This is a genomic window from Arthrobacter zhaoguopingii (assembly GCF_009828605.1).
GTDB lineage: Bacteria > Actinomycetota > Actinomycetes > Actinomycetales > Micrococcaceae > Arthrobacter_D > Arthrobacter_D zhaoguopingii.
Genome location: NZ_WIAE01000003.1, coordinates 11,788 through 36,507, shown reverse-complemented (window position 1 = coordinate 36,507; position 24,720 = coordinate 11,788). Strand labels below are relative to the sequence as shown.

At 68.9% G+C, this 24,720-nt stretch carries 24 protein-coding genes and 2 tRNA genes; 17 read left to right on the top strand and 9 right to left on the bottom strand.

Going from position 1 to position 24,720, the window contains the following annotated elements:
- Window positions 1-198: 198 nt before the first annotated feature.
- Window positions 199-286: transfer RNA gene (locus GVV77_RS05305), tRNA-Ser, on the bottom strand.
- 63 nt (window positions 287-349) lie between these two features.
- Here GVV77_RS05305 and GVV77_RS05300 point away from each other — a divergent pair.
- The 7 genes from GVV77_RS05300 (at window position 350) to GVV77_RS05270 (ending at window position 6,424) form a co-directional block, all read left to right on the top strand.
- Entirely contained in the window at window positions 350-1,321 is a 972-nt protein-coding gene (locus GVV77_RS05300; protein ID WP_159617106.1) for an NAD(P)H-quinone oxidoreductase, read from the top strand.
- 89 nt (window positions 1,322-1,410) lie between these two features.
- On the top strand, window positions 1,411-1,623 hold the full coding sequence (locus GVV77_RS05295; RefSeq protein WP_159617104.1) for a hypothetical protein: 213 nt from the start codon (window positions 1,411-1,413) through the stop codon (window positions 1,621-1,623).
- Between the two features lie 131 nt (window positions 1,624-1,754).
- On the top strand, window positions 1,755-4,031 hold the full coding sequence (locus GVV77_RS05290; protein WP_159617102.1) for a carbon starvation CstA family protein: 2,277 nt from the start codon (window positions 1,755-1,757) through the stop codon (window positions 4,029-4,031).
- A complete protein-coding gene (locus GVV77_RS05285) occupies window positions 4,031-4,240 on the top strand; it encodes a YbdD/YjiX family protein (RefSeq protein ID WP_159617100.1) in 210 nt (69 codons plus the stop codon). Before GVV77_RS05290 ends, GVV77_RS05285 begins: the two co-directional genes overlap by 1 nt.
- Before the next feature lie 157 nt (window positions 4,241-4,397).
- Window positions 4,398-5,054, top strand: coding sequence for a bacterial proteasome activator family protein (locus tag GVV77_RS05280; RefSeq protein ID WP_159617098.1), 657 nt, complete (start codon window positions 4,398-4,400; stop codon window positions 5,052-5,054).
- A 6-nt stretch (window positions 5,055-5,060) separates the two neighbouring features.
- Window positions 5,061-5,510: a hypothetical protein gene (locus tag GVV77_RS05275; RefSeq protein ID WP_159617096.1), complete on the top strand. Its 450-nt coding sequence runs from the start codon at window positions 5,061-5,063 to the stop codon at window positions 5,508-5,510.
- Window positions 5,511-5,584: 74 nt separating this feature from the next.
- Window positions 5,585-6,424 carry an aldo/keto reductase gene (locus tag GVV77_RS05270; RefSeq protein WP_159617094.1) on the top strand — a complete coding sequence of 280 codons (840 nt, stop codon included), beginning with the start codon at window positions 5,585-5,587 and terminating at the stop codon, window positions 6,422-6,424.
- Window positions 6,425-6,635: 211 nt separating this feature from the next.
- On the opposite strand, the gene GVV77_RS05265 is transcribed toward GVV77_RS05270, so the two are convergent.
- From GVV77_RS05265 to tmk, 5 genes are all read right to left on the bottom strand, one after another.
- A complete protein-coding gene (locus GVV77_RS05265) occupies window positions 6,636-7,415 on the bottom strand; it encodes a helix-turn-helix transcriptional regulator (protein ID WP_201291362.1) in 780 nt (259 codons plus the stop codon).
- Window positions 7,416-7,536: 121 nt separating this feature from the next.
- Window positions 7,537-7,612, bottom strand: a tRNA-Thr gene (locus GVV77_RS05260).
- Between the two features lie 108 nt (window positions 7,613-7,720).
- Window positions 7,721-9,289, bottom strand: coding sequence for an alpha/beta hydrolase (locus tag GVV77_RS05255; protein WP_159617092.1), 1,569 nt, complete (start codon window positions 9,287-9,289; stop codon window positions 7,721-7,723).
- The gene (locus GVV77_RS05250) at window positions 9,286-10,446 is read right to left on the bottom strand and encodes a DNA polymerase III subunit delta' (protein ID WP_159617090.1); all 1,161 of its coding nucleotides are present in this window, start codon (window positions 10,444-10,446) and stop codon (window positions 9,286-9,288) included. Before GVV77_RS05250 ends, GVV77_RS05255 begins: the two co-directional genes overlap by 4 nt.
- A complete protein-coding gene (gene tmk, locus GVV77_RS05245) occupies window positions 10,443-11,090 on the bottom strand; it encodes a dTMP kinase (protein ID WP_246199659.1) in 648 nt (215 codons plus the stop codon). The genes GVV77_RS05250 and tmk overlap by 4 nt, the downstream gene beginning before the upstream one ends.
- A gap of 82 nt (window positions 11,091-11,172) precedes the next feature.
- Here tmk and GVV77_RS05240 point away from each other — a divergent pair, with 82 nt between their 5' ends.
- Complete coding sequence (locus tag GVV77_RS05240) at window positions 11,173-12,339, top strand: trans-sulfuration enzyme family protein (RefSeq protein ID WP_159617088.1); 1,167 nt, start codon at window positions 11,173-11,175, stop codon at window positions 12,337-12,339.
- Between the two features lie 4 nt (window positions 12,340-12,343).
- Complete coding sequence (locus GVV77_RS05235) at window positions 12,344-12,664, top strand: DUF2516 family protein (protein WP_246018999.1); 321 nt, start codon at window positions 12,344-12,346, stop codon at window positions 12,662-12,664.
- Between the two features lie 23 nt (window positions 12,665-12,687).
- Here the strand turns inward: GVV77_RS05235 and GVV77_RS05230 are convergent, their stop codons facing one another.
- Window positions 12,688-13,509: an O-methyltransferase gene (locus GVV77_RS05230; protein ID WP_159617086.1), complete on the bottom strand. Its 822-nt coding sequence runs from the start codon at window positions 13,507-13,509 to the stop codon at window positions 12,688-12,690.
- 68 nt (window positions 13,510-13,577) lie between these two features.
- Here GVV77_RS05230 and GVV77_RS05225 point away from each other — a divergent pair, with 68 nt between their 5' ends.
- Complete coding sequence (locus GVV77_RS05225) at window positions 13,578-14,327, top strand: phosphoglyceromutase (protein WP_159617084.1); 750 nt, start codon at window positions 13,578-13,580, stop codon at window positions 14,325-14,327.
- A 111-nt stretch (window positions 14,328-14,438) separates the two neighbouring features.
- On the opposite strand, the gene phoU is transcribed toward GVV77_RS05225, so the two are convergent.
- Entirely contained in the window at window positions 14,439-15,098 is a 660-nt protein-coding gene (phoU, locus tag GVV77_RS05220; protein ID WP_159617082.1) for a phosphate signaling complex protein PhoU, read from the bottom strand.
- Between the two features lie 172 nt (window positions 15,099-15,270).
- On the opposite strand from phoU, the gene GVV77_RS05215 reads away from it, so the two are divergent.
- A complete protein-coding gene (locus GVV77_RS05215; RefSeq protein ID WP_246199658.1) occupies window positions 15,271-16,509 on the top strand; it encodes a sensor histidine kinase in 1,239 nt (412 codons plus the stop codon).
- Window positions 16,506-17,186, top strand: a complete 681-nt coding sequence (locus tag GVV77_RS05210; protein ID WP_159617078.1) for a response regulator transcription factor — start codon at window positions 16,506-16,508, stop codon at window positions 17,184-17,186. The genes GVV77_RS05215 and GVV77_RS05210 overlap by 4 nt, the downstream gene beginning before the upstream one ends.
- Before the next feature lie 95 nt (window positions 17,187-17,281).
- Here the strand turns inward: GVV77_RS05210 and GVV77_RS05205 are convergent, their stop codons facing one another.
- Window positions 17,282-17,812 (bottom strand): hypothetical protein, encoded by a 531-nt coding sequence (locus tag GVV77_RS05205; protein ID WP_159617076.1) that lies wholly within the window; start codon window positions 17,810-17,812, stop codon window positions 17,282-17,284.
- Between the two features lie 252 nt (window positions 17,813-18,064).
- On the opposite strand from GVV77_RS05205, the gene GVV77_RS05200 reads away from it, so the two are divergent.
- From GVV77_RS05200 to glgX, 5 genes are all read left to right on the top strand, one after another.
- Entirely contained in the window at window positions 18,065-18,547 is a 483-nt protein-coding gene (locus tag GVV77_RS05200) for a CarD family transcriptional regulator (RefSeq protein WP_028280415.1), read from the top strand.
- Between the two features lie 149 nt (window positions 18,548-18,696).
- A complete protein-coding gene (gene ispD, locus GVV77_RS05195) occupies window positions 18,697-19,920 on the top strand; it encodes a 2-C-methyl-D-erythritol 4-phosphate cytidylyltransferase (protein WP_159617074.1) in 1,224 nt (407 codons plus the stop codon).
- Between the two features lie 39 nt (window positions 19,921-19,959).
- A complete protein-coding gene (gene cysS / locus GVV77_RS05190) occupies window positions 19,960-21,402 on the top strand; it encodes a cysteine--tRNA ligase (protein WP_159617072.1) in 1,443 nt (480 codons plus the stop codon).
- 86 nt (window positions 21,403-21,488) lie between these two features.
- On the top strand, window positions 21,489-22,469 hold the full coding sequence (rlmB, locus tag GVV77_RS05185; RefSeq protein ID WP_159617070.1) for a 23S rRNA (guanosine(2251)-2'-O)-methyltransferase RlmB: 981 nt from the start codon (window positions 21,489-21,491) through the stop codon (window positions 22,467-22,469).
- 22 nt (window positions 22,470-22,491) lie between these two features.
- Window positions 22,492-24,618 carry a glycogen debranching protein GlgX gene (gene glgX, locus GVV77_RS05180; RefSeq protein WP_159617068.1) on the top strand — a complete coding sequence of 709 codons (2,127 nt, stop codon included), beginning with the start codon at window positions 22,492-22,494 and terminating at the stop codon, window positions 24,616-24,618.
- Window positions 24,619-24,720: the final 102 nt, after the last annotated feature.

Sequence of the window (24,720 nt, the reverse complement as noted above, 5' to 3'; positions counted from 1 at the left end):
TGCGGTTTCGCGCGTGTGGGGGCCGACCACGTCGGCGCGACGCCGGCCTCCCCGCGTCGAGTTGGCAGCTCACCACGCTATGGCGCGTTCGAAGGGTGGTTATCTGCAGTTTCGGCGGGGCTGACCCACGAAAAAAGAGGGGCCGACCCACGAAAAAGGAACGGCCCCGGCTGCTGCCGGGGCCGTTCCTTCAGGGAGCGGAAGGTAAGGGATTCGAACCCTTGAGACGGGGTAACCGCCCACTGGTTTTCAAGACCAGCTCCTTCGGCCGCTCGGACAACCTTCCCCACTGAGTAGTGTTTCATGGGAACCTGCCCCACCCAAATCCCAAATCGATCGGAGAACGCCCGTGAAAGCAGTCGTCATCCGCGGTCCGGGAGGACCGGAAATGCTCGAACTGCGGGAGGTTCCGGAGCCGGAGCCGAAGCCGGGCGAGGTGGTGATCGACGTCGTCGCCGCCGGCCTGAACCGGGCCGACGTGCAGCAGCGCCGCGGGGTCTACCCGCCGCCGCCCGGCGCCTCCGAATACCCGGGCCTCGAGGTCTCCGGCAGGATTTCCGACCCGAACGGCTCCGCCCTCCCGGCCGGCGCCGAGGTAGTGGCACTGCTCTCCGGCGGAGGCTACGCGGAGAAGGTCGCTGTGCCGGCCGGGCAGGTCCTTGAAGTGCCGGACGGTTTGGAGTTGGTTGAGGCCGCCGCCCTTCCGGAGACCGCCGCGACGGTGTACTCGAACCTGTTCTTGACGGCGGGCCTGAAGGCCGGGGAGACCGTGCTGATCCACGGCGGCGCCGGCGGCATCGGCACCATGGCCATCCAGCTCGCCCGGGCCTTCGGGGCAGTGCCGCTGGTGACCGCGGGGTCGCCGGACAAGCTGCAGCTGGCGGCATCCCTGGGCGCGGCTGCCGCCATCAACTACCGCGAGCAGGACTTCGTGGAAGAGGCCCGGGCGGCGACCGGAGGCGCGGGCGCCGACGTGATCCTCGACGTCGTCGGAGCGAAGTACCTGGAGCGGAACATCTCCGCGCTCGCCGTCGGCGGCCGTCTCGTGGTGATCGGCCTCCAGGGCGGCACGACGGCCGAGGTGAACCTTGGAGCCCTGATGACCAAGCGGGCCAGCATCGCCGGATCCACCCTGCGGGCCCGGCCGCCGCAGCAGAAGGCGGAGATCATGGCCGCCGTGGAACGGGAGGTCTGGCCGCTGGTCGCAGCCGGACGCGTACGACCCCTGGTGGGCCGCACCTTCCCCCTCGCCGAGGCCGCCGCCGCCCATGAGTACTTCGATTCCGGAGAGCACACGGGCAAGATCCTCCTGACCGTCTAGTCAACCTCCGCCGGGACCATCGGCATGCTTCCTTGCGGGCGGGGAGTGTGCGAATCTTGAGGCGTCCAACCGGACTGAGGAGGAACACCATGACATCCAGTGCCAACGACGACGCGGGGGAGAAGGACAAGAGCGGCCTGGCGCAGGCCGCCGACAGCTTCACCGAGAACCTCGCGGACCAGGTTCCCGACGGCGTCGACAGCGGCCCGCAGGACACCGCCAACGAGGGCGAGGACCCCCGCACGCACACCCATGCCAGCCTGAGCGAAGGATCGAACGCCCGGGACAACGACGGCCGCTGAGGCCGTACCGTTCACCGCACCGGCGGTGCCCTTCGGCGACGAGAGCCCCGTCGGCGCCTTGAGATGTGACGTGCACCTCAGTAGGTTGCTACCTTCGTGTGCATCACACCACTCGTATTCCAAGGAGCATCATGAGTGAGAAGCACAACGGGGCGCACGGGCACAAAGGCGTGCTCGAGACCGACCCCGATCTTCCGCCCACCGCGATCGACGCGGCGGTGGCTGACGCGGAGGACCGCCGGTGGACACCGGCCAAAATCGCGCTCTGGCTGGGCATCGCCCTGCTGGGTGGCATCGCCTGGATCATGCTGGCCATCGTCCGCGGCGAAACCGTCAACGCCATCTGGTTCGTCTTCGCGGCGGTCAGCACCTACTTCATCGCCTACCGGTTCTACTCCAAGTTCATCGAGCGCAAACTGCTGCAGCCCGATGACCGTCGTGCCACCCCCGCCGAGTACAAGGCGGACGGCAAGGACTACGTGGCCACCGACCGCCGCGTGCTCTACGGGCACCACTTCGCGGCAATCGCCGGCGCCGGCCCGCTCGTCGGCCCGGTCCTCGCCGCCCAGATGGGCTATCTTCCCGGCACGCTGTGGATCATCGTCGGGGTGATCCTCGCCGGCGCGGTGCAGGACTACCTCGTCATGTTCTTCTCAATGCGCCGCGGCGGCCGCTCCCTGGGCCAGATGGCCCGCGAGGAACTCGGCGTCATCGGCGGTACGGCGGCGCTGATCGCGACCCTGACTATCATGATCATCATCGTGGCCATCCTCGCCCTGGTCGTCGTGAACGCCCTCGGCGAGAGCCCCTGGGGCGTCTTCTCGGTCTCCATGACCATCCCGATCGCGCTGTTCATGGGCGTCTACCTGCGCTTCCTGCGCCCGGGCAAGGTCACCGAGGTCTCCCTGATCGGCTTCGCCCTGCTGATGCTCGCCATCGTCGCCGGCGGCTGGATCGCCGAAACGGAATGGGGCGTCGCGCTCTTCACCCTCGACCGCGTCACCATCGCGTGGGGCATCATCATCTACGGCTTCATCGCCGCGGTCCTGCCGGTCTGGCTGCTCCTCGCACCCCGTGACTACCTGTCGACCTTCATGAAGATCGGCACCATCGTGCTGCTGGCCGTGGCCATCATCATCACCCGCCCCGAGATCAGCGTTCCCGCCATCAGCGAGTTCGCCGCAACGGGCACCGGCCCGGTGGTCCCCGGCCCGCTCTTCCCGTTCCTTTTCGTCACCATCGCCTGCGGCGCGCTGTCGGGCTTCCACGCCCTGATCTCGTCGGGGACGACGCCGAAACTGATCGAGAAGGAACGCCAGACCCGCTTCATCGGGTACGGCGGCATGCTGATGGAATCCTTCGTCGCGATCATGGCCCTCGTTGCCGCCCTCTCAATCGACCGGGGCATTTACTTCGCCATGAACACCTCCGCAGCGGCCACGGGAGGAACGGTCGAGGGCGCTGTAGCCTTCGTCAACGGCCTCGGGCTGACCGGCGTGAACCTCACCCCGGAGGCGCTGACCTCACTGGCCGGCAACGTCGGTGAGGAATCGATTGTCTCCCGCACCGGCGGGGCGCCCACCCTTGCCGTCGGCATCGCCCAGATCATGCAAGGCCTGTTCGGGGGATCGGGAGCCATGGCGTTCTGGTACCACTTCGCCATCATGTTCGAGGCGCTGTTCATCCTGACCGCCGTCGACGCCGGAACCCGCGTGGCGCGGTTCATGCTGCAGGACAGCATCGGCAACTTCATCCCCCGCTTCCGCGACACCTCGTGGCGGGTCGGGGCCTGGCTCTGCACGGCAATCATGGTCGCCGGCTGGGGCGCGATCCTCATCATGGGTGTCACCGATCCGCTCGGCGGCATCAACACCCTGTTCCCGCTGTTCGGCATCGCCAACCAGCTGCTTGCCGCCATCGCGCTGGCCGTGTGCATGGCGATCTGCGCGAAGAAGGGGGCCTTCAAGTACCTGTGGATCCCCGCGCTTCCGCTGGCCTTCGCCGCCGTGGTGACCATCTCGGCGTCGTTCCTGAAGATCTTCTCCCCGGTGCCCGCCATCGGCTACTGGGCGCAGCACAACGCGTTCAAGGACGCCCTCGCCGCCGGTGAGGAGAGCTTCGGCAACGCCGCGGACACCGCAGCCATGGAGAAGGTGGTGACCAACACCTTCATCCAGGGCACCTTGTCCATTGTCTTCGTAACGCTGGCGATCATCGTGATCATCACGGCGATCCTCGCCACGATCAAGGCTTACCGCAACGGCGGCGGAGTCGAGACCGAGGACGCGCCGGTGCCCTCCCGCACCTACGCGCCGGCCGGGCTGATCCCGACCCCGCCCGAGAAGGAGCTGGAGGCGCAGTGGAACGCGCTCGGGGCCACCAAGCGCCCGGTAAGGTCCGGTCACTGATGAGTACCGGAACTGCCCTCGGCAGGGCACGGGACGCGGCACGCGGGGTGGCGTGGTTCTTCAAGGGCGTGCTGGGCGAGAACGCCTACGCGGCGTACCTTGAGCACCACGAGGCCTCGCACTGCTCCGAGCCGCCCATGACCGAGCGGCAGTTCTGGCGGGACCGCACGGACCGCCAGGACGCCAACCCCGAAGGGCGCTGCTGCTAGGCTCCCACCGAACGGCGCGGCTACGCGCCCACCGACCGGGCCGGCCGGAGATGCCCTTGGGGGGACGTCTCCGGCCGGTCCTTTTCACGGGTCGGCACGTGCGGAGCCGGCGGAGCGTCACCAGCACCCCTCCGGCCGCCCGTGAGAACATAAACCCATGACCGAACAGCAGCCAGGCAGTTCTTCATCCGGCGTCCCCGACTCCGAACCGGTACTTGGCGGCGACGGCCCGCTGTCCGGGCCCGCGGTGCCGGGCTCGGCCTCCGATAACCCGGGGTCGGGCCCCGACGCGCCGGGATCGGCCTCGGACGCACCCGGGCCGGCCCGCGCGTCGCTGGCGGATCTCGTGGACCAGCCGGCCAAGGTCATGCGGATCGGCACCATGCTGAAGCAGCTCCTCGAGGAGGTGCGCTCGGCACCGCTCGACGACGCCGGCCGCACCCGCCTCGCCGAGATCCACGAACGCTCGGTCAAGGAGCTCGAGGACGGCCTCGCGCCGGAACTGGTGCAGGAACTCCACCGCATCAACCTGCCTTTCGAGGAGGATTCCGTCCCCACGGACGCAGAGCTGAGGGTTGCCCAGGCACAGCTCGTCGGCTGGCTCGAGGGTCTCTTCCACGGCATCCAGACGGCCCTCGCCGCCCAGCAGATGGCCAACCAGCAACTCGCCGCGAAGCTCCAGCTCCGCCAGCTTCCGCCGGGTACCGTCATCGCCCCTGGCGTCGTCGTCGGCGCGGACGGCGAACCCGTCCGGACCCCGGGCAAGCAGGCACCGGCGGACCCGGAGCACCGCGGGCCCGGCCAATACCTTTAGCGGACCATGGGACTGTTTGCTGCGGCCCGGCAGGGCCGCAAGGATGATGCCGACCTGGGAAACGGGGTGTGGCGCCGCGCCCACGACCGGTTCCGCCGCGGCCTCGACCGGTACCACCAGATCCTCGAGGGGGTCGAGGACGACGACGTGTACAACGAACTCGTCGCCGTCGCCAACCAGCTGGGGGACCTGCTGCCACGGGTCCGCGCTGTGTGCGCCCAGGCCCAGGCTCGATGGCCCAGCGAGGGCCTCGATATCCCCGGCGCCGTCATTTCGGTCCATCGGGCTCTTTCCCGCGCCGGCAACACCCTTGCCACGACGGCGGAGGCCGCGGCCATGACGCGCCTGGACGGGGAGCGGTGGGGCGTGGCCTCGGCCGGGCTCGACAACGTCCGGCGGCGCGCCGAACTTGTGGTTGAGGACGTGCTCGAAGCGGAACGTCAGCTTCCGGGCTAGGCACACTACCGGTACTAAGGGTGCTGAAGATTGACGTTGTGAAATAGCTGCCGGATGTGATTAGTTAGGTCCCTATGACTACATCACCGGAACTGAAATTCAACGACGGACTCTCGATCCCCCAGCTCGGCTTTGGCGTGTGGCAGGTTAAGGACGACACCGCAGAGAAGGTGGTGGGCCAGGCATTCCAGGCCGGCTACCGCCACATCGACACCGCGATGATCTATGGGAACGAGGCCGGGGTAGGACGTGCGATCGCGGCCTCGGGCATCCCCACTGAGGATCTGTTCATCACGACCAAGCTCTGGAACTCCGACCAGGGCTACGAAAGCACCCTGCGGGCCTTCGATGAGTCGATGGAGAAGCTGGGCCTCGAAACCCTCGACCTGTACCTGATCCACTGGCTCCAGCCGAAGCAGGGTAAGTACCTCGACACCTGGAAGGCGCTCATCGAACTGCAGAAGCAGGGGCGCGTGCGCAGCATCGGCGTCTCCAACTTCACCATCGAGGCGCTCCAGGAGATCATCGACGAGACCGGCGTCGTGCCGGTCATCAACCAGGTCGAGTCCCACCCCTACTTCAGCCAGCCCGAGCTGAGGGCCTTCCACGCGGAGAAGGACATTCTCCACGAGGCCTACTCGCCCCTCGGCTCCGGCAAGGGCCTTCTCGAGGACCCCGTGCTGAAGGACATCGCCGCCAAGCGCGGCGCGACCCCGGGCCAGGTTGTCCTCGCCTGGCACCTCGCCCTCGGCAATGTCGTGATCCCCAAGACGGTCACCGAGTCGCGCATCGCGGAGAACTGGGCCGCACTCGACGTGGAGCTCGCCGACGAGGACATCCAGGCCATCTCGGCGCTGGACAAGGGTGAGGCGGGCCGTATCGGAACCGACCCCGCGACGGCGGACTTCGCCTGATTCCAGCCAGGCGCCGCGCGTGGGCCGAGCCCGCGCGGCTCCGTAGGCTAAGCCACATCAAGGGACCTTGTCCCTTGCAGGAAGGCCACCCGGTGTGCCGGGTGGCCTTCCTGCGTCTTCAGCCGGGTGGCGCGCGACAGTGCCCCGGATGCGCTCGGGCCAGACCGGGCCCGCGATGAACTGAGGCTGGCGCGCCCCGGCCGGGGCTGCGTCAGGTCCCGGCCGAGGCGAGCGCCGGCACGGCGAGGAGGACCGGCAGCTGCCATTCCTCGGCCGGCTCCAGCTCGATGGCGACATGGTGGTGTGGTGCGCCCCGCCCCACAAGGATCGGCCGCATCGTCCTGCCGTACACGCTGCGCAGCGGGACCAGCTGCCGCAGCGGCTCGGCCGCACCCGGCAGGGCCGAGGCGAGCACCCAGAACCTCCCCGGCGGGACATTGACGAACGCGAAGGTGTCGACGCCGTCGAGCAGTGAACTGGTCACGGGCCGGCCCTTCGCCGAGGGCGTGGTGAACAGCCCCACGTACAGGGCGGGGTTGGGCCCGACGGCCTCCGTGGCCGCGCGGCTCAGGACGGTCACCCCGGAGATGGTTCCTCCGCTGGTAAGTCCGGTGGGCAGGTGGAGGGGGCGCGGTGGATGGTCCGCGAGGATGTGGGGCAGCACCCGGAAGCGCCCGGGACTGTACCCGACACCCTCGGCGAAACGCCGGCTGAAGGTGCCCAGCGAGGTGAAGCCGACCTCGAAGCAGATGTCGCGCACCGGCTCACCGCTGGTGAGCAGCAGGGTCTTGGCTCGTTCGAAGCGCAGCTGGGCCAGGTATCGTCCGGGCGGCACTCCTACGACGGATTCGAAGAGGCGCACGAGATGGGACGGGCTGTACCCGACGTGGTCGGCGACGTCGCCCAGGGAGATCGGGTCTGACGCCTTGGCGCTGAGGAAGTGGGCGGCGCTCAGCGCTGCGCCGTCGATGGTGTTTCTAATCTTTTCCACATCAGCTCCCGCAGTCGATGATCCCTCCAACGCCGCCGGGCGTAAAGGCGTTTCCCTGAGGGCGTGATGGCGGGAGCGGAGACAGAAAACCCCGCGGCTTCGTCGAAGCGCGGGGTTCCGGTGGAGCCTCCTGCCAGAGTCGAACTGGCGACCTTCTCATTACGAGTGAGACGCTCTACCGACTGAGCTAAGGAGGCACGCTTCATGAGCCGGACCGATTGGTCCCTCAATCCACAAGAAGCAACTCTATAAGAGCCTGCGCCCGGTGGTCAAAAGCACGCCCACCTGTGCCCGGGCTTGCCCGTTCAGCAGCGGACCCCGTCCTTGGGGACAGCGCCCTCGAGGAAATAGGAATCAACGATGTCCGTGATGCAGTCGTTGGAGCGTCCGTAGGCGGTGTGCCCCTCACCCTCCCAGGTGACGTGCACGGCGGACTCAAGCTGCTCCGCCAGGGCCAGGGACCACTCATACGGGGTGGCCGGATCACCGGTGGTCCCGATGACCAGCAGCGGGTCCGCCCCCGGCGCTCTGGCAGGGGCCGGTTCTCCCACCGGGCCGTACTTCCATGCCTCGCAGGTCAGCCCGCCGTAGGCGAGGAACGCACCGAAGGTGGGCGACGCCGCCACCAGCGCCGCCTCGTCCCGGCGCATCTGGTCGGGATCGGACACCATCGGGTAGTCGAGGCAGTTCACCGCGAGGAAGGCGTCGGTCGCGTTGGTGCTGTAGGTGCCGTCGGCCTCCCGCTCGAAGGCGAGGTCCGCCAGGTACATCATGTCGGTGTAGTCGCCCTGCAGGGCGGTGTTCACCGCGCTGGTGAGCGTGGGCCAGTTCGAGTCGTCGTACAGGGGAAGGATGAAGCCCTGCACGAAGCTGCCGATCGTGACCAGGCGCCCGTCCTCGGCCGGCTTTGGGTTCTCCTCGACTTCCTGAAAGAGGTCCTGCAGGGCGGCGACGCCGGCGTCGACGTCGCCGGGCAGCGGGCAGTCGTCCCCGGCCTGGCATCCGGCGACATAGGCGCGCAGGGCCTTCTCGAAGGCGGCGGCCTGCCCCAGGGTCACCTGCTCGTTGCTCAGGGCAGGGTCCAGCGCGCCGTCGAGCACGAGGCGGCCGGAGCGTTCCGGGAACAGCCCGGCATAGGCGGCGCCCAGCTGCGTGCCGTAGGAGAAGCCAAGGTAGTTGAGCTTCGCATCGCCCACGAGGGCGCGGAGGATGTCCATGTCCCGGGCGGCGCTGTCCGTGTCGACGAAACCGAGCAGCTCCCCGGTCCGCTCCGCACAGACGTCGGCATACTCCCGGGCCTCGGCCCGCAGCAGCTCGAGCGCCTCCCCGTCGGGGGTGTCGGCCGGAATGAACTCCTCGCGGGCGGCGTCCTGCTCCTTGTCCGTGCGGCACTCGACCGCCGAGGAACGGTTGACTCCGCGCGGGTCGAATCCGACGACGTCGTAGCCCCCGCGGAGCCGGTCGCTGACCACCCGGTCGAGGGCGTCCCGCACGATGTTGTACCCGGACCCACCCGGGCCGCCCGGATTGACCAGGATCGTGCCCTGCGGCTCACCCTTCGTCGCGTCGGCACGGATGGCCGCGACCTCGATGGTCGCCCGTCCCGGGTCGCTGTAGTCCAGGGGGACCTCCACCCGGGCGCAGGCGAAGTCGTCCTCGCACGGCTCCCACTCCACCTCCTGGCTGTAGAAGGGCTCAAGGCCGGCGGGGACGTCGCCGACGGCGTCCGGGTCCGCCGTCACGGCTCCGGTGTCCGGGGCCTTGTCCGCCGACGGCCCGGGCAGCAGCGTGCAGCCCGAGAGCAGCAGGGCCGCGGCTGCACCGGAGGCCACCCAGCGGCGCAGCCGGGGCGTTCGCCCGGGATTCTCGGTCATGAGGCAAGGTCCTTCCGGGACAGGAGGCCGACGGCCATCGCCTCGATCGCCAGCAGTGGCGAGACGTTGGTGCTGACGAGGCGTTCGCGCACCTCGTTGATCACGTCGATGCGCCGCAGGGTGTCCTCCGCCGATTCCCGCCGCGCGAAGGCCTCGAGCTCGGGGCGCAGCGGTTCATTGACGAGGTCGCGGCCGCTGGAGACCTGGAGCATCAGCACATCCCGGTAGAAGGAAATCAGATCGGTCAGGGCGCGGTCGAAGTAGTCGTTTTTCGACCGCTTGGCCCGCCGCGTCTGGTCCTCTTCGAGGCGCTTGACCTGGCTGCGCATCGAGGGGGGAAGGGTTCCCGATTCCGGTGCGCCCAGGGCGGTGAGCAGGGCGGCCCGCTCGGAGGCGTCGCGCTGCTCGAAGGAACTCTGCGCCTCCGCCTCGGCAAGCTTCACCAGGTCAGCCGCGGCCTGCATGGCCCCGGAGACCGAGCGCAGGGTCAGCGGCAGCCGCACAATCTGGTTGCGGCGCTCACGGGCGCCGTCGTCGGTGGCGAGCCGCTTGGCCACCCCGATGTGGCTCTGGGCGGCCCGTGCCGCCGCCTCCGCGGTGGCCGGATCGATCCCGTCACGGTGCACCAGCAGGTCGGCGACATCGCGCACCGGCGGCAGGCGCAGGCTGACGCTGCGGCAGCGCGAGCGGATCGTGACCAGGACGTCGCCGGGGCTCGGGGCGCACAGCAGCCAGATGGTCCGCGGAGGCGGTTCCTCGATGGCCTTCAGCAGCACGTTGGTGCTGCGTTCCTGCATGCGGTCGGCATCCTCGACGATGATCACGCGCCAGCGGCCGGTCGAGGGCTTGTCCTGGGCCTTGCGCACCAGCTCCCGCGCCTCGTCGATGGTGATGGTGACCTTCTCGGTGGTGACGTTGGTCAGGTCGGCGTGCGAGCCGGCGAGCACGGTGCGGCAGGACTTGCACGTGCCGCAGCCCCGCTCCGTCACGTCCCGGTCGCACAGCAGGGCCGCGGCGAACGCCCGCGCCGCGTTTGAACGGCCGGACCCGGGCGGGCCGGTGAACAGCCAGGCGTGGGTGGGTGCGCCGGACCGGGAGGCCCGCTGCAGCTGCTCCACCACGGGTTCCTGCCCGCGCAGGTCGGTCCAGACGCTCACGCGAGGCGCTCCCGGACCGCGGCCAGCACGCGCCGGGCCAGGTCGCCGACGGGAGAGGCTGCGGGGAGCACCAGGTAGCGGGCCGGATCGCGGTCGGCCGCCTCGAGGAAGGCGCTGCGGATCCGCGCGTGGAAGTCGTCGGGCTCGGACTCCATCCGGTCCTCGGGGGCATCGCCGGCGGTGCGCCGGTTGCGGCCCTCCTGCGGCTCCACATCGAGCAGCACGGTCAGGTCCGGCCGGAGCCCCCCGACCGCCCACACATTGAGGTCCTCGACATCCCGGGCACCCAGCCCGCGGCCCGCGCCCTGGTATGCCACCGAGGAGTCGATGTACCGGTCGCAGACGACGACGTCGCCGCGCCGCAGGGCGGGCAGGATCACCTGCTGCACGTGGGCCGCACGCGAGGCGGCGAACAGCAGCGCTTCGGTCCGGGCGTCGATCTCGCCCTGCCCGTGTTCAAGCACCAGGGCCCGCAGCTTCTCGCCCACCGGGGTGCCGCCGGGCTCGCGGGTCCGCACCACGGGGACGCCCTCGGCCTCCAGCGCCCGGACCAGCGCGCCCACCTGGGTCGACTTGCCCGCGCCGTCGCCGCCCTCGAAAGCAATAAAAAGCCCCGGCAGCGGATGCGGATTCGACAGAGTCACACGCCCAGCCTACCGAGTGCCGCCCCCACTTGCCGACGCCGCCGGTGCGGCAGGGACAAACCCTCCGGGCTACCCTTTCCCCATGGCTAATTCCGACCCCGACCTGGCTCCCGATACCGTCGTCGTCGCGGCAGGTCGGCCCGCCCGGGAGCATGACGCCCCGGCCAACCCGCCCCTGGTGCTGTCGACGACCTTCCACGAAACCCGGGCGCCGGAGCCGGGCGACCGGATTTATGGGCGCATGTCCAACCCGAGCTGGGACCCCTTCGAAGAGGCGCTGGGCCGGCTTGAGGGCGCGGCCCTCCCTGCCCTGGTGTTCAGCTCCGGGCTGGGCGCCGCCGCCGCGGCCCTCTCCCTCGTGCCGGCCGGCGGCACCGTCATCATGCCGCGCCACGCCTACGCCGGTTCCGTCAGCCTCGCCACGGCCGAGGCGGCCTCCGGCAGATTCACACTGCGCACCGTCGACATCGCCGACACCGACGCCGTGCTGCGCGAGATCGACGCGCTGCCCGGCTCACCGGCAGGCATGCTCTGGCTGGAAAGCCCTACCAACCCCATGCTCGAGGTGGCCGAGACCACGCGCCTGGCCGATGCCGCGCGCGCCGCCGGGGCGCTGGTCGTCACCGACAACACCTTCAACACCCCGCTGCTCTCCCGGCCGCTCGCGACCGGGGTCGACATCGTGCTGCACTCGGTGACCAAGTACCTCTCGGGCCACTCCGACGTCGTCCTGGGGGCGCTCGCCACCTCCGATCCTGCCCTGCGGGAGCGGCTGCTGGCCCACCGGACCCTGCACGGCGCCGTCGCCGGTCCCTTCGAGGTGTGGCTGGCGCTGCGCGGGCTGCGCACCCTGGCGGTGCGGATGGAACGGGCGCAGGCCAACGCGGCCGAACTCGCCGCCCGGCTCTCCGCCCACCCGGCGGTTGACCGCGTCCGTTTCCCCGGACTGCCGCAGGATCCCGGCCACGAAAGGGCCAAGGCGCAGCTGAGCGGATTCGGCGCCATCGTCTGCATCGAGCCGGCCGGGGGCGTCGAAGCCGCCGAAGCGCTGGTCGGGGCGGTGCGCCTGTGGCTGCCGGCAACCTCGCTCGGAGGGGTCGAATCCCTCATCGAACGCCGGCGCCGCCAGCCGGGGGAGCCGGCCACGGTCCCCGAGGCCCTCGTGCGGCTGTCGGTGGGCATCGAGAATGTCGAGGATCTGTGGGCGGACCTCGAAAACGCGCTCAAGGCATCCCAGCGGCTAAGCTAACTCCGTGGGTATCATCCTGACTTTCGAGTTCTACCTGTACCTCGTTCTTGGCTATGTTGCGCTGGGTCTCGAGCTGTGGGCCTTTGCCGACTGCGTGCGGCGCCCGGCGGCGTCCTTTGAGGCGACCCTCAAGCGCACCAAGGGCTTCTGGATGGCCATCACCGGCGGCGCCGTGGTCGTCGGCATCTTCAGCGCACTCAGCCCGGGATTCGGCCTGTTCAAGCTGGTCGCCGTCGTCGCCGCGTGCGTCTACCTCGCCGACGTGAAGCCGGCGGTCAGCGAGATCCGCGGCCGCGGCAACCAGGGTCCGTACGGCCCCTGGTAAGGCCCCGGGAGCTATACCGACCTCTACGCTGCCAGCCCGGCTGTGCCGGCCGGCTCGACGGCGCTCCACGCCACGGTGACCTCGCCGAGGCGCCAGCGCGACGGCGAGTCGAGCAGGGGCCAGCCTGCCTCCGCCAGCGCCGCGCACATCGCCGTCCACCGCTGGCGCGCCCCGAAGGCGGCCAGCGGAGCCGCATCAAGCCAGGCCCGGTCCATCGCCAGCAGGAAGCGGTGAATGTTTTCGCCGGGAACGTTGCGGTGGATCAGGGCCTTCGGAAGGCGCTCGGCGACGTCCGAGGGCAGGGAGAAGGCGCCGAAGCGCATCGAGATGCTCAGTGACACTGGACCGTGCCGGTCGATGGCGGCCCAGGTTGACCGCCTGCCGATCTCATCGCACGTTCCGTCGATGAACAGCCCGTCCTCGGAGAGCCGGGACCGCACCGTGTCCCAGTGCGCCAGATAGTCCTCCTCGTCGTACTGGCGGAGCACATTGAACGCGCGCACCAGCACCGGGCGGCGTCCGGCCACCGGAACTTCGAAGCCGCCCTGGCGGAAGCTGAGGCCCGCCCGCTCCAGCGGCCGCGCCGCCTCGACCCGGGCCGGGTCAATCTCGATGCCGATCAGTTCGCTGTCGGGGCGCACCCGGCGCAGCCGGCCGAACAGTTCGACGGCGGTCACCGGTGCGGCGCCATAGCCGAGGTCGACGACGAGGGGGTCCTCCGCGCGGCGCAGGCGCCATGCCTGCGGCCCGGCCAGCCACCGGTCGACCCGGCGGAGCCGGTTGGGATTCGTGGTTCCGCGTGTGATGGCGCCTACGGGCTTCCCGGCGCGGAGGTGAAAGTGCACCGTCCAAGGGTACTTGCACCACAGGTGCACGGATGCCCGCCGGCGCCGGATACGGCAGACTAGGACCCATGACTTCTCACAAACTGATTCTGCTGCGCCATGGACAGAGCGAGTGGAACGAAAAGAACCTGTTCACCGGCTGGGTCGACGTGGCACTGACGGAAAAGGGCCGTAAGGAAGCGATCCGCGGCGGTGAACTCCTTGTCGAGGAGGGCCTCCTCCCGGACATCGTCTACACCTCGCGGCAGAAGCGCGCGATTATTACGGCCAACCTCGCCCTCGAGGCCGCCGACCGCACCTGGATCGACGTCAAGCGCAACTGGCGCCTCAACGAGCGCCACTACGGTGCCCTCCAGGGCAAGGACAAGGCCCAGACCCTCGCCGAGTTCGGTGAGGAGCAGTTCATGCTGTGGCGCCGCTCCTACGACACCCCGCCGCCGCCGCTCGAGGACTCCAGCGAGTACTCCCAGAGCAACGATCCGCGGTACGCGGACCTCGGCGAGGACCTGCCCCGCACCGAGTGCCTCAAGGACGTCCTCGACCGGTTCCTGCCCTACTGGGAGTCGGATATCAGCAAGGACCTGCTGTCCGGCAAGACGGTGCTCGTCGCCGCGCACGGCAACTCGCTGCGCGCCCTCGTGAAGCACCTGGACGGGATCAGCGACAAGGACATCGCCGCCCTGAACATCCCCACGGGCATTCCGCTGGTGTACGAACTGGACGAGAACCTCACCCCGATCAAGGCCGGTGGCACCTACCTCGACGCCGAGGCCGCCGCTGCCTCAATCCGGGCCGTGGCCAACCAGGGCAAGCACTAGGCACTTGAGCTTAAAGGCGACGGCGGCTTCCTTCCGGAAGCCGCCGTCGTCGTCTGTTCAGTCCGCGCTGTTCAATTCACGCCGTCAATTCACGCCGTCAGTCCACGCTGCTCAGTTGAGCGGGGCGCTGGGCTGCCACTCGCCGGTGACGAGGTAGGTGACCTTGCGGGCCACGGAAACCCCGTGGTCGGCGAAGCGTTCGAAGTACCGGCTGGCGAGGGTGACGTCGACGGTGGTCGGCGCCGACTCGTTCCAGTCGGCGGCGGCGACGGCCTTGAACACCCCTGCGTGAAGCTCGTTCACCCGGGCGTTGGCTGCGTTGATCTCGTTGGTGAGGTCGAGGTTCCGCGTCTCCAGCAGTTCGGTGACCTTGCCGGCGATCTGGATGTCCAGGACGGCAAGCTCATCGAAGGTCGGCCGGATCTTTTCGGGGATGACGTGGGCCGGGTAGCGCAGGCGTGCCAGCTGGGCCACGTGCCGGGCCAGATCACCCATCCGCTCGAGGGAGGCGCTCATGCGCAGGGCCCCGACGATCATCCGCAGGTCGCTGGCGACCGGCCCCTGCAGCGCAAGGATGTCGATCGCCCGCTCGTCGAGGGAGTTCTGCAGGAAGTCGATGCGGGCATCGGCCGCGATCACTTCCTGGGCAAGCTCGGTATCGGCACCCTGGAAAGCGCTGTTGGCTTTTTGGATGGCCTCCGACACCAGCTGCGAGATCTCAATCAGTTCCTCGCCAATCTGGTGGAGTTCGGCCTGAAAAACCTTACGCACGTGGGCGTCCTTTCCGTAGGAAGTTTCTACTCACCTGCGGGAACAGGTCCGCGGGCCAGCTTTTCAGCCCCTCATGAACGTTCCCGCAGCTTTAGGTGAACGTTAGTTGAACCACCCGCCTATTGCCACCGGATGCGGGCCCGGCCGGGATTCCAGCGCATAAGCTATGACCGTGGACCCAGTACTGCTCAGCCTGGTCACCGGGCTCGTCGGCTTGGCCCTTGGCGTGTTCGGGATGCTGGCCTACCGGGCCAGCGAGGCCAAGCACAGCCAGCTCCTCTTCGATGACGAACCGACCCTTCCCGAGGGTGCGGCGGAGGTGCTCTCCATCATCGGACGCGCCTACGTGATCGTCGACGCCATCGACGGCGTCGTCCGCGCCAGCCCCGCGGCCTACGCCTTCGGGTTGGTCCGGGGACACACGGTGGTGCACGACGAGCTGCTGAACCTGACGGCGCGTGTCCGCCGCGACGGCGTGATCGAGCAGCAGCAGCTCGAACTGCCGCGCGGCCCGCTCGGCAAGGGCACCATCATCCTGCAGGTGCGCGTCGCCTCCCTCGGCGCCGAGTACATCCTGATCCTGGCCGATGACCGGACCGAGATCACGCGCACCGAGGAGATCCGCAACGACTTCGTCGCCAACGTTTCGCACGAGCTGAAGACCCCGGTGGGCGCCATCTCTCTGCTGGCCGAGGCCCTTGACGACGCGGCCGAGGACGAGGTGGCGGTCCGCCGGTTCGCCCAGCGGATGCATAAGGAATCGGGGCGGCTCTCCGCCCTGGTGCAGGACATCATCGAGCTCTCCCGGCTGCAGGGCGCCGACATCGTGCGCAAGGGCAAGCCGGTGAACCTCAACACCGTCATCCAGGAGGCCGTCGACCGGAACCGGCTCCCGGCAGAGAGTAACTCCATTGAGATCGTCGTCCGCGGCACCGTCGACGAGCCGGTCTTCGGCGACCCCGACCAGCTGATGACGGCGTTCCGTAACCTGATCGACAACGCCATCCGCTACTCGCCGGAGGGGACCCGGGTCGGGATCGGCCTGCGCTCCCGGGACGGATTGGCCGAAGTCTCGGTCACCGACCAGGGCACCGGGATCACGGCCGAGGAACAGGAACGCATTTTCGAACGCTTCTACCGCATCGACGCGGCGCGCTCGCGGTCGACCGGAGGTACGGGTCTGGGGCTGAGCATCGTCAAGCATGTGGTCTCCAACCACGGCGGCGAGGTGACCGTCTGGTCGATGGCCGGGCAGGGCAGCACTTTCACCGTCCGGCTTCCCGAGATGGAATCGGCCGACGACGGGCAGGGCGCCGAAGCCCAGCCGGCCGCCCAGCCGACACCGCAGCCGGATTCAAAGCCAGAGAAAAAGGGCGGAACCAACGCCCAGGAGCAGGGAGTGAGCGCTTGACCCGGATTTTGATTGTCGAAGATGAGGAGTCCTTCAGCGACCCGCTGTCGTACCTGCTGGGGAAGGAGGGCTTCGAGGTCGCCGTCGTCGACAACGGGCTCGACGCGGTCACCGAATTCGACCGGGCGGGGGCGGACCTCGTCCTGCTCGACCTCCAGCTGCCGGGGCTTTCCGGGACCGAGGTATGCCGTCAGCTGCGGCAGCGCTCAAGCGTCCCCGTGATCATGCTGACCGCGAAGGACTCGGAGATCGACAAGGTGGTGGGGCTCGAGCTCGGCGCCGACGACTACGTCACCAAGCCCTACTCGTCCCGGGAGCTCGTCGCCCGGGTCCGGGCGGTCCTGCGCCGGCAGGGGGAGCCCGAGGAACTCGTCTCCGGCACTGTCTCGGCTGGTCCGGTCCGCATGGACGTCGAACGGCACGTCGTGAGCGTCGAGGGCACCCAGGTGGCGCTGCCGCTCAAGGAGTTCGAGCTACTGGAGATGCTCCTGCGCAACTCCGGCCGGGTACTCACCCGCGGCCAGCTGATCGACCGGGTGTGGGGCGCCGACTATGTCGGCGACACGAAGACCCTCGACGTGCACATCAAGCGGCTGCGGGGAAAGATCGAGCCCGACTCCTCCGCGCCGCGCCACCTGATCACCGTGCGCGGCCTCGGGTACAAGTTCGAGCCCTGAGCGGGTCGGAGACCTGACCCTAGGGGTCCTGTCCCGGGGTTAAATCGCTGAGCCGGGGCCCGGACTGGGCCCCGGCTCAGCCTGGCGGAGGGGAGCTACTCGCCCCCGTGGGCCTCTTCGGTCGCGGCCGGCTCGCTGGGCTCCGGAGTGTATCCGCCCGGGACGAACTCGCGGTATTCCGCCAGGGTTCCATCGAGCACCGGTACGCCATAGGTCGCGGTCTCGGATTCGACGGTGAAGTCGAGGTCGACGAGGGAGCCCGGGATCTCACTGATGCCCTCGAGGGTGCCGTCGTCGTCGACCTCATCTTCGAACACGTACTTGTCGCCGCCGTCAATGGTGATTTCGGAGGTCTCGTTCTCACCCTCGATGGTGAGCTGCACCGGATCGTCGCTCGTGTTGAATGCGGTGCCGAGGAGGGTCCCCGGCTCGCCCTCGTCGGTGGAGATGATCAGGATGTTCCGCAGCTCCACCGGGCCGAGGTTCTCGACAATGCCGTCGGACGCCGCGTACTGACGGGTGGTTGACTGCTCGTTGATCACGCTGCAGCCGGTGATCCCCAGCATGGCCAGCACGACGCCGGCGACGGCGGCCTGCTGCACTCGGCGGTTCGGTGCAATTCTCACAGCTCAAACTCCTGGGGTCTTCCGGCACGGCGCCGGGGGTGGGTGGTGAAACTAGAAACACACTATCGCCAAAGCGCCCGTTTGGCGGAGTCCGTTTCGCCGCGCGTGACAGGGCCCGATCATCGATTCGCCGCCGCGTCAAGAGGCGAATCATAGCGAAACCGGTCCGTTGGAGGCCGCTGACCTGCGAAAACGCGCCGTCGGCGTGTCGCCGCCGTGATAAACTGACTTGCGGGAAAGGGGAAAGTCCACATGGTTTTTGAGGTTGGCGAAACAGTTGTTTACCCTCACCACGGCGCAGCGAAGATCGAAGAGATCAAGATGCGCGTCATCAAGGGCGAAGAGAAGATGTATCTCAAGCTCAAGGTGGCACAGGGTGATCTAACGATCGAAGTACCAGCAGAAAACGTCGACCTTGTCGGGGTTCGTGATGTGGTGGGCAAGGAAGGCCTGGAGCACGTCTTTGACGTACTGCGTGCCGAGTTCACCGAGGAGCCGACCAACTGGTCGCGCCGATACAAGGCGAACCTTGAGAAGCTTGCATCCGGCGACGTCATCAAGGTGGCCGAGGTCGTCCGCGACCTCTGGCGCCGTGATCACGACCGCGGGCTGTCGGCCGGGGAGAAGAGGATGCTCGCCAAGGCGCGGCAGATCCTGATCTCCGAACTCGCGCTGGCGGAGAAGACCGACGAAGAGAAGGCCGCAAGCGTTCTCGACGAGGTCCTCGCCTCCTAGGCGGCAGGTCCATAGGCACAAGAAGGGCTCCCTGAGGGGGGTCCTTCTTTTGCGTTCGGCTGCCGTAGGGTGATTTGGTGTCCTCCCGCCCCACGCCTTCCCCGAAAGCGCCTTTTCCTCCCAGCACGCATCCAGCCGGAACGGCGGGCGTGGTGATCGTCGCCGCCGGTTCCGGGCAGCGGCTGGGACACGGAATCCCCAAGGCCCGCGTCCTCTGCGGAGGCCTCACACTCCTTGAGCGGTCCCTGCGCTCGGTGCTCGACTCCGGTGTCGCCGCGGAAATCGCCGTCGTCATCCCCGCCGGTGATGCCGTCCTGCGGTCGGTGGCGGAAGGCCTCCCCGGTGCGGTCCCGGTGCGGGTCGTCGACGGCGGAGCCAGCCGGGCCGACTCGGTGCGGGCGGGCATCGCCGCGCTTTCCACCGACGCTCCGGTCATCCTCGTCCACGACGCCGCACGCGCCCTGACCCCGCCCGAGGTCTTCAGGCGCGTGGTTTCCCGCCTCGCGGCGGGCGCGGACGCGGTGATCCCGGTGGTGCCGGTGGCCGACACCGTCAAGGCCGTGCGCGGCGGCCGGGTTGAAGGCACTCCCGACCGGGACGGCCTGCGCGCCGTCCAGACACCCCAGGGCTTCACCGCGCGCCTGCTTCGGGAGGCGCACGCGGGCACCGGCGCCGGGGATCCGCTGATCACCGACGACGCGATGCTCATCGAGGCCACGGGCACCCCCGTCGTCACCGTCGAGGGCGACCCGGCCGCCTTCAAGGTGACCACCCCGCTGGACCTGATGCTCGCCGAAACGCTCGTTCAAACTGCGGCCGGCACGCCCCCTGCACCCACCGCCGACCCCGAAGAGGCCCCCATGACCGAAAGCGCACTGCCCCCGGCGGCGCCCCTGCCCCGGACCGGTATCGGCACCGACATCCACGCCTATGCCCCGGAGGATGCGCCGGCCCCCCTGTGGCTCGCGGGCCTTTCCTGGGAGGGCGAGCGCGGGCTGGCGGGCCACTCCGACGGCGACGTCGTCGCCCACGCCGCCGCCGATGCGCTCTTCTCCGCGGCGGGCCTTGGCGACCTCGGCACCCACTTCGGCACCGACCGCCCTGAACTCGCCGGGGCCTCCGGGGTGGCAATCCTTTCAGAGGCGGCCGCGATCGTCCGGGGGGCGGGCTTCCGCGTCGGCAATATCGCCGTGCAGCTGATCGGCAACCGTCCCCGGTTCGCCGCCCGCCGCAGTGAGGCCGAAGCGGTCCTCTCGGCGGCGGCCGGCGCACCCGTGAGCGTCTCGGCGACGACCACCGACGGTCTCGGCCTGACCGGGCGTGGCGAGGGCATCGCCGCGCTGGCCACCGCCGTCGTCGTTCATACCGGGTAACAGCCCGGTGGGCGGCGGCGGTTCGGCTAATCTGGTGCAGTGAGCCTGAGACTGTATGACACCGCCACCGCCGAGGTACGGGACTTCGTCCCCCTGACCCCGGGAGCCGTCAGCCTCTACTACTGCGGTGCCACCGTTCAGGGCATGCCGCACGTGGGCCACGTCCGCTCGGCCATCGTGTTCGACCAGCTGACCCGCTGGCTCGAGGCCCGCGGGTTCCGGGTGACTTCGGTCCGGAACGTCACAGACATCGACGACAAGATCCTCGAAAAGTCGAAGGCCTCTTTCAACGACGGGGAACCGGCGCCGGGCGGTATCCGGAACGAGGAGTGGTGGGCGCTGGCCTACCGCTATGAGCTCGAGTTCAACCGGGCCTACGACACCCTCGGGGTACGCCGGCCCACCTACGAACCGCGGGCCACCGGCCACATTCCGGAGATGCAGGCCCTGATCCAGGAACTCATCGACACCGGCTACGCGTATCCCGCCCCCGACGGATCGGGGGATGTGTACTTCGACGTCCGCTCCTGGCCCGAGTATGGCGCCCTCACCCACCAGAACATCGACGACATGCAGGCCGCCACCGACGCCGACCCGCGCGGCAAGCGCGACCCGCGGGACTTCGCCCTGTGGAAGGGCCACAAGGACACCGACCCTGCCTCATCGTCATGGCCCAGCCCCTGGGGTGCCGGACGGCCAGGCTGGCACACCGAGTGCTGCGCAATGACGCACAAATACCTCGGGGAGCAGTTCGACATCCACGGCGGAGGGCTCGACCTGCGCTTCCCGCACCACGAGAACGAGCTGGCTCAGGCGCGCGCCGCCAAGCGCGGGTACGCGCAGTTCTGGATGCACAACGGCCTTGTCACCTTCGAGGGCGAGAAAATGTCCAAGTCGATCGGCAACACGGTCAGCCCCGAGGAAATGATCGCCCGCGCCAAGCCGCGCGTGGTGCGGTACTACCTCGGGCAGGCCCACTACCGGTCGGTGCTCGATTACCGCCCGTCCTCGCTCGAGGAAGCGGCGGCAGCGGTCGACCGGATCGATGGATTCCTGGGCAAGGCCCTCACCCGTTTCGGGCCGGCCGCCGGTGCGCCGGCGGACCTGCCGGAGGCCTTCGGAGACGCGATGGATGACGACCTGAACATCCCGCAGGCCCTCGCCGTCCTTCACGAAACCGTGAGGGCCGGCAACACGGCCCTGGCGGCAGGCGACGCCGAGGGGGCGCGCACCGCGCAGGCAGGGGTCGCCGCGATGGTCCGCGTCCTCGGGCTCGATGATGCCACCGACACCGGGACGGCCGACACCGAACAGACCGCCGCACTCGACGCCCTGATCCGGTCCTCTCTGCGCGAGCGTGAGGCGGCCCGCGCCGCCAAGGACTGGGCCCGTGCCGACGCCATCCGGGACGCGCTGGCCGGCGCCGGCATCGCCGTCGAGGACTCCGCCGACGGCGCCGAGTGGAGCATCGCCGGCCGCTGAACGCACCTGTTTCCGTCCGTGAATGCCTCCGGGTGTGGTCCGCGTAAACTGGTGGAGACTTTTCCTCTATTTAAAGGTGTTTCCCCATGGCCAGTCACGGACGTCCAGGCGCGGTGCGCAAGTTGAAAAAGGGCCCCACCATCGGCACGGGGGGCCACGGCCGTAAGGCGCTCGAAGGCAAGGGCCCCACCCCGAAGGCGGAGGACCGCCCGTACCACAAGGCGTACAAGACCAAGGAACTGGCCGAGCGCTCCGCCGCCAAGCGCGGCGGCGGCAAGAACCCCGGTTCGGGCCGGAAGGGCAAGGCCACCGAGGAAATCGTGACCGGCCGCAACTCAGTGGTTGAGGCGCTCCGCGCCGGCATCCCCGCCAAGGCGCTCCACGTGGCCATCCGCGTCGAGATGGACGACCGGGTCCGGGAGGCGCTCAAGCTCGCCACCGAACGCGGCGTCCCGGTGATGGAAACCGGCAAGCCCGAACTCGACCGGATGACCGAAGGTGCGGTGCACCAGGGGCTGATGCTGCAGATCCCGCCCTACGACTACGCCGATGCGCTCGACCTGGTCGACGAGACGGTGGACAAGTTCAAGCGCGGCCACATTGCGAACGCGCCCCTGTTCATCGCCCTTGACGGAATCACCGACCCGCGCAACCTCGGCGCCATCATCCGGTCGGCCTCCGCCTTCAGCGCCCACGGCGTGATCGTGCCGGAGCGGCGCTCCGTCGGCGTGACCGCCTCCGCGTGGAAGACCAGTGCGGGAGCTGCCGTCCGCGTGCCCGTGGCCCGGGTGGGCAACCTCAACTCGGCCCTGAAGTCGTTCAAGGACAAGGGCATCTTTGTGCTCGGGCTCGACGGCGACGGCGACATCTCGCTGCCGGAGCTGACCCTCGGAAAAGATCCGGTGTGCCTGGTGGTGGGGTCGGAGGGCAAGGGGCTGTCCCGGCTGGTGCGCGAGAACTGCGACCAGATCGTCTCGATCCCGATCGATTCAGCCATGGAATCGCTCAACGCCTCAATGGCGGTGGGAATCAGCCTTTACGAAATCTCTCGCCAGCGTTCCGCCTGATCGCGCCGAGCCGGATCCCGTCATGAGCATGTCGCAGCAGGCCCCCGTCGCCTCCAGTGAATTCCCGCAGGGGATGCACCGGCTCAAGGGCCGTTTCTCGGATGGTCTCCACGTCAACGCCGCGGTGTGGGCGCCGTCGATCCCTTCGATTGACGTGCACTTTCAGCGGGAGGACGGCCGGTGGGCCTTCGAAACGCTGCCCGGACTCGACGGCGGCGTCCACCACGGGGTGGTCGGCCCGATCCCTCCGGGCGCCCGCTACGGGTTCTGGCCGACCGGCGAGCCGTTGCCCCCGAGTCCGGGCCCGGGCCCGGGACAGCTGCTGCTCGACCCGTACGCGCGCGCCATCGAGGTGGAAGAGGCCGGCGGGACCGGGGAGGACCCGGTGTACTTCTCGGTCTTCGTTGAGGAATCCTTCGACTGGGGCGGCTCCTCCCGGCCGCGTAGGCCGTGGCGTGACACCGTTATCTACGAAGCGCACGTCAAGGGACTGACGAAGCTGCACCCCGGGATTCCCGAGGAGCTGCGCGGCACCTATGCGGGCCTGGCCCACCCCGTGATGATCGAGTACCTGCTCGAACTGGGCGTAACCGCCGTCGAGCTGCTCCCGGTCCACTTCTCGATCGACGAACCCCACCTCGGGCCGCTCGGCCTCTCAAACTATTGGGGCTACAACACCCTCGGCTTCTTCGCCCCGCACTCGGCGTACGCGACCGCGGCGGCACGGGCCGCGGGCCCGGCGGCGGTCCTCGCGGAGGTCAAGTCGATGGTGAAGGCGCTGCATGAGGCCGGCCTCGAAGTGATCCTCGACGTCGTCTACAACCACACCGCCGAGGGCGGCAAGGACCTCCCGACCCTCTGCTGGCGGGGTCTGGGCGACACCGACTACTACCGGCACGACGGTGCGGGCCGGTACCTCGACACCACCGGAGTGGGCAACACGCTCGACTTCTCGCAGCCGAAGGTGATCGAGTTCGCGCTCGACTCCCTGCGGTACTGGGTCGAGGAGTTCCAGATCGACGGCTTCAGGTTCGACCTCGCGGTGACCCTGGGACGGGACGAGACAAACACCTACACTCCGCGGCATCCCTTCTTGGTCGCCGTCGGCGCATCGAGCGCGCTGCGGGGAACGAAGCTCATCGCCGAACCCTGGGATGTCGGCATGGGCGGCTGGCAGACCGGAAACTTCCCACAGGGCTGGGGTGACTGGAACGACCGTTTCCGGGACACGGCCCGCGACTTCTGGCTGCGGGACCAGGCCTCGCTGCGGGCAGGAGGGCACGCCGGCTCACCGGCTCGCCTCGCCGACTCCCTGGCCGGGTCGCAGAACCTGTTCCGCCACTCGGGCCGGACCCCGCTTGCCTCGATCAACTTTGTCACCGCCCATGACGGGTTCACCCTTGCGGACCTCACCGCCTACGACCGGAAGCACAACGAGGCCAACGGGGAGGAAAACCGCGACGGCTCCAACGACAACCGCAGCTACAACCACGGTGCGGAGGGCCGCACCGAGAATGACGCGATCATCGCCGCACGGGAGCAGACGGCCCGGAACCTGATGGCCACGCTGCTGATGTCGGTCGGAGTTCCCATGATCACTGCCGGCGATGAGCTCGGACGGACCCAGCGGGGCAACAACAACGCCTACTGCCAGGACAACGAGCTCGCGTGGATCTCCTGGCAGCAGGACGCCGCGGCGGAACGGATGATCACCGCCACGCGTGCGCTGCTTCGGATCCGCCGGCGGTTCCTCGCCGGGCAGTCGCCGGCCTTTCCCGGCCGGGTCGCCGATTCGGCGCTGCTGTGGTTCAACGCCTCGGGCCTCCCCATGACTCCGGCCGACTGGGATGACCCGTCCACCCGGGTGGTCCAGTTGATGCTTGCCGATCCGGACGGGCAGGCCGGGGCCCTCATCGCGGTCAATGGCTCGCTCACGGACCGCAAGATCCACCTTCCGGCCGCCTGGATCCTGCAGGGACAGGGCCTGGCGGAGGCGAGGGCCACCACCATGGAACTGGCTTTCGATTCGGCCGATCCGGCGCTGCGTCGGTCCGGGGCCCGTATCTCCCTGGGGGAGTCTGACTCCCTGGCGGCCAATTCGGTCGCCGTCTATCTGTGTCAGAGGTACGTGGGCCGTTCGGCCTCCTGAACGGGCTCGTCAGCCGGGCCTGACCACTGACCCAGCCTCGCCAGTGAACGGGACGCCGGTTTAGGGTGCCTTATGCCCACCGACCTGTCACGGTCACCGGGC

What these genes read in the sequence shown, in the direction of transcription:
- GVV77_RS05280 (WP_159617098.1), top strand. Translation starts at nt 4,398, where the DNA reads ATGACCGAACAGCAGCCAGGCAGTTCTTCATCCGGCGTCCCCGACTCC.
- GVV77_RS05295 (WP_159617104.1), top strand. Translation starts at nt 1,411, where the DNA reads ATGACATCCAGTGCCAACGACGACGCGGGGGAGAAGGACAAGAGCGGC.
- rlmB (WP_159617070.1), top strand. Translation starts at nt 21,489, where the DNA reads ATGGCCAGTCACGGACGTCCAGGCGCGGTGCGCAAGTTGAAAAAGGGC.
- GVV77_RS05285 (WP_159617100.1), top strand. Translation starts at nt 4,031, where the DNA reads ATGAGTACCGGAACTGCCCTCGGCAGGGCACGGGACGCGGCACGCGGG.
- GVV77_RS05275 (WP_159617096.1), top strand. Translation starts at nt 5,061, where the DNA reads ATGGGACTGTTTGCTGCGGCCCGGCAGGGCCGCAAGGATGATGCCGAC.
- GVV77_RS05270 (WP_159617094.1), top strand. Translation starts at nt 5,585, where the DNA reads ATGACTACATCACCGGAACTGAAATTCAACGACGGACTCTCGATCCCC.
- GVV77_RS05225 (WP_159617084.1), top strand. Translation starts at nt 13,578, where the DNA reads ATGACTTCTCACAAACTGATTCTGCTGCGCCATGGACAGAGCGAGTGG.
- GVV77_RS05290 (WP_159617102.1), top strand. Translation starts at nt 1,755, where the DNA reads ATGAGTGAGAAGCACAACGGGGCGCACGGGCACAAAGGCGTGCTCGAG.
- GVV77_RS05200 (WP_028280415.1), top strand. Translation starts at nt 18,065, where the DNA reads ATGGTTTTTGAGGTTGGCGAAACAGTTGTTTACCCTCACCACGGCGCA.
- glgX (WP_159617068.1), top strand. Translation starts at nt 22,492, where the DNA reads ATGAGCATGTCGCAGCAGGCCCCCGTCGCCTCCAGTGAATTCCCGCAG.
- GVV77_RS05240 (WP_159617088.1), top strand. Translation starts at nt 11,173, where the DNA reads ATGGCTAATTCCGACCCCGACCTGGCTCCCGATACCGTCGTCGTCGCG.
- GVV77_RS05255 (WP_159617092.1), bottom strand. Translation starts at nt 9,289, where the DNA reads ATGACCGAGAATCCCGGGCGAACGCCCCGGCTGCGCCGCTGGGTGGCC.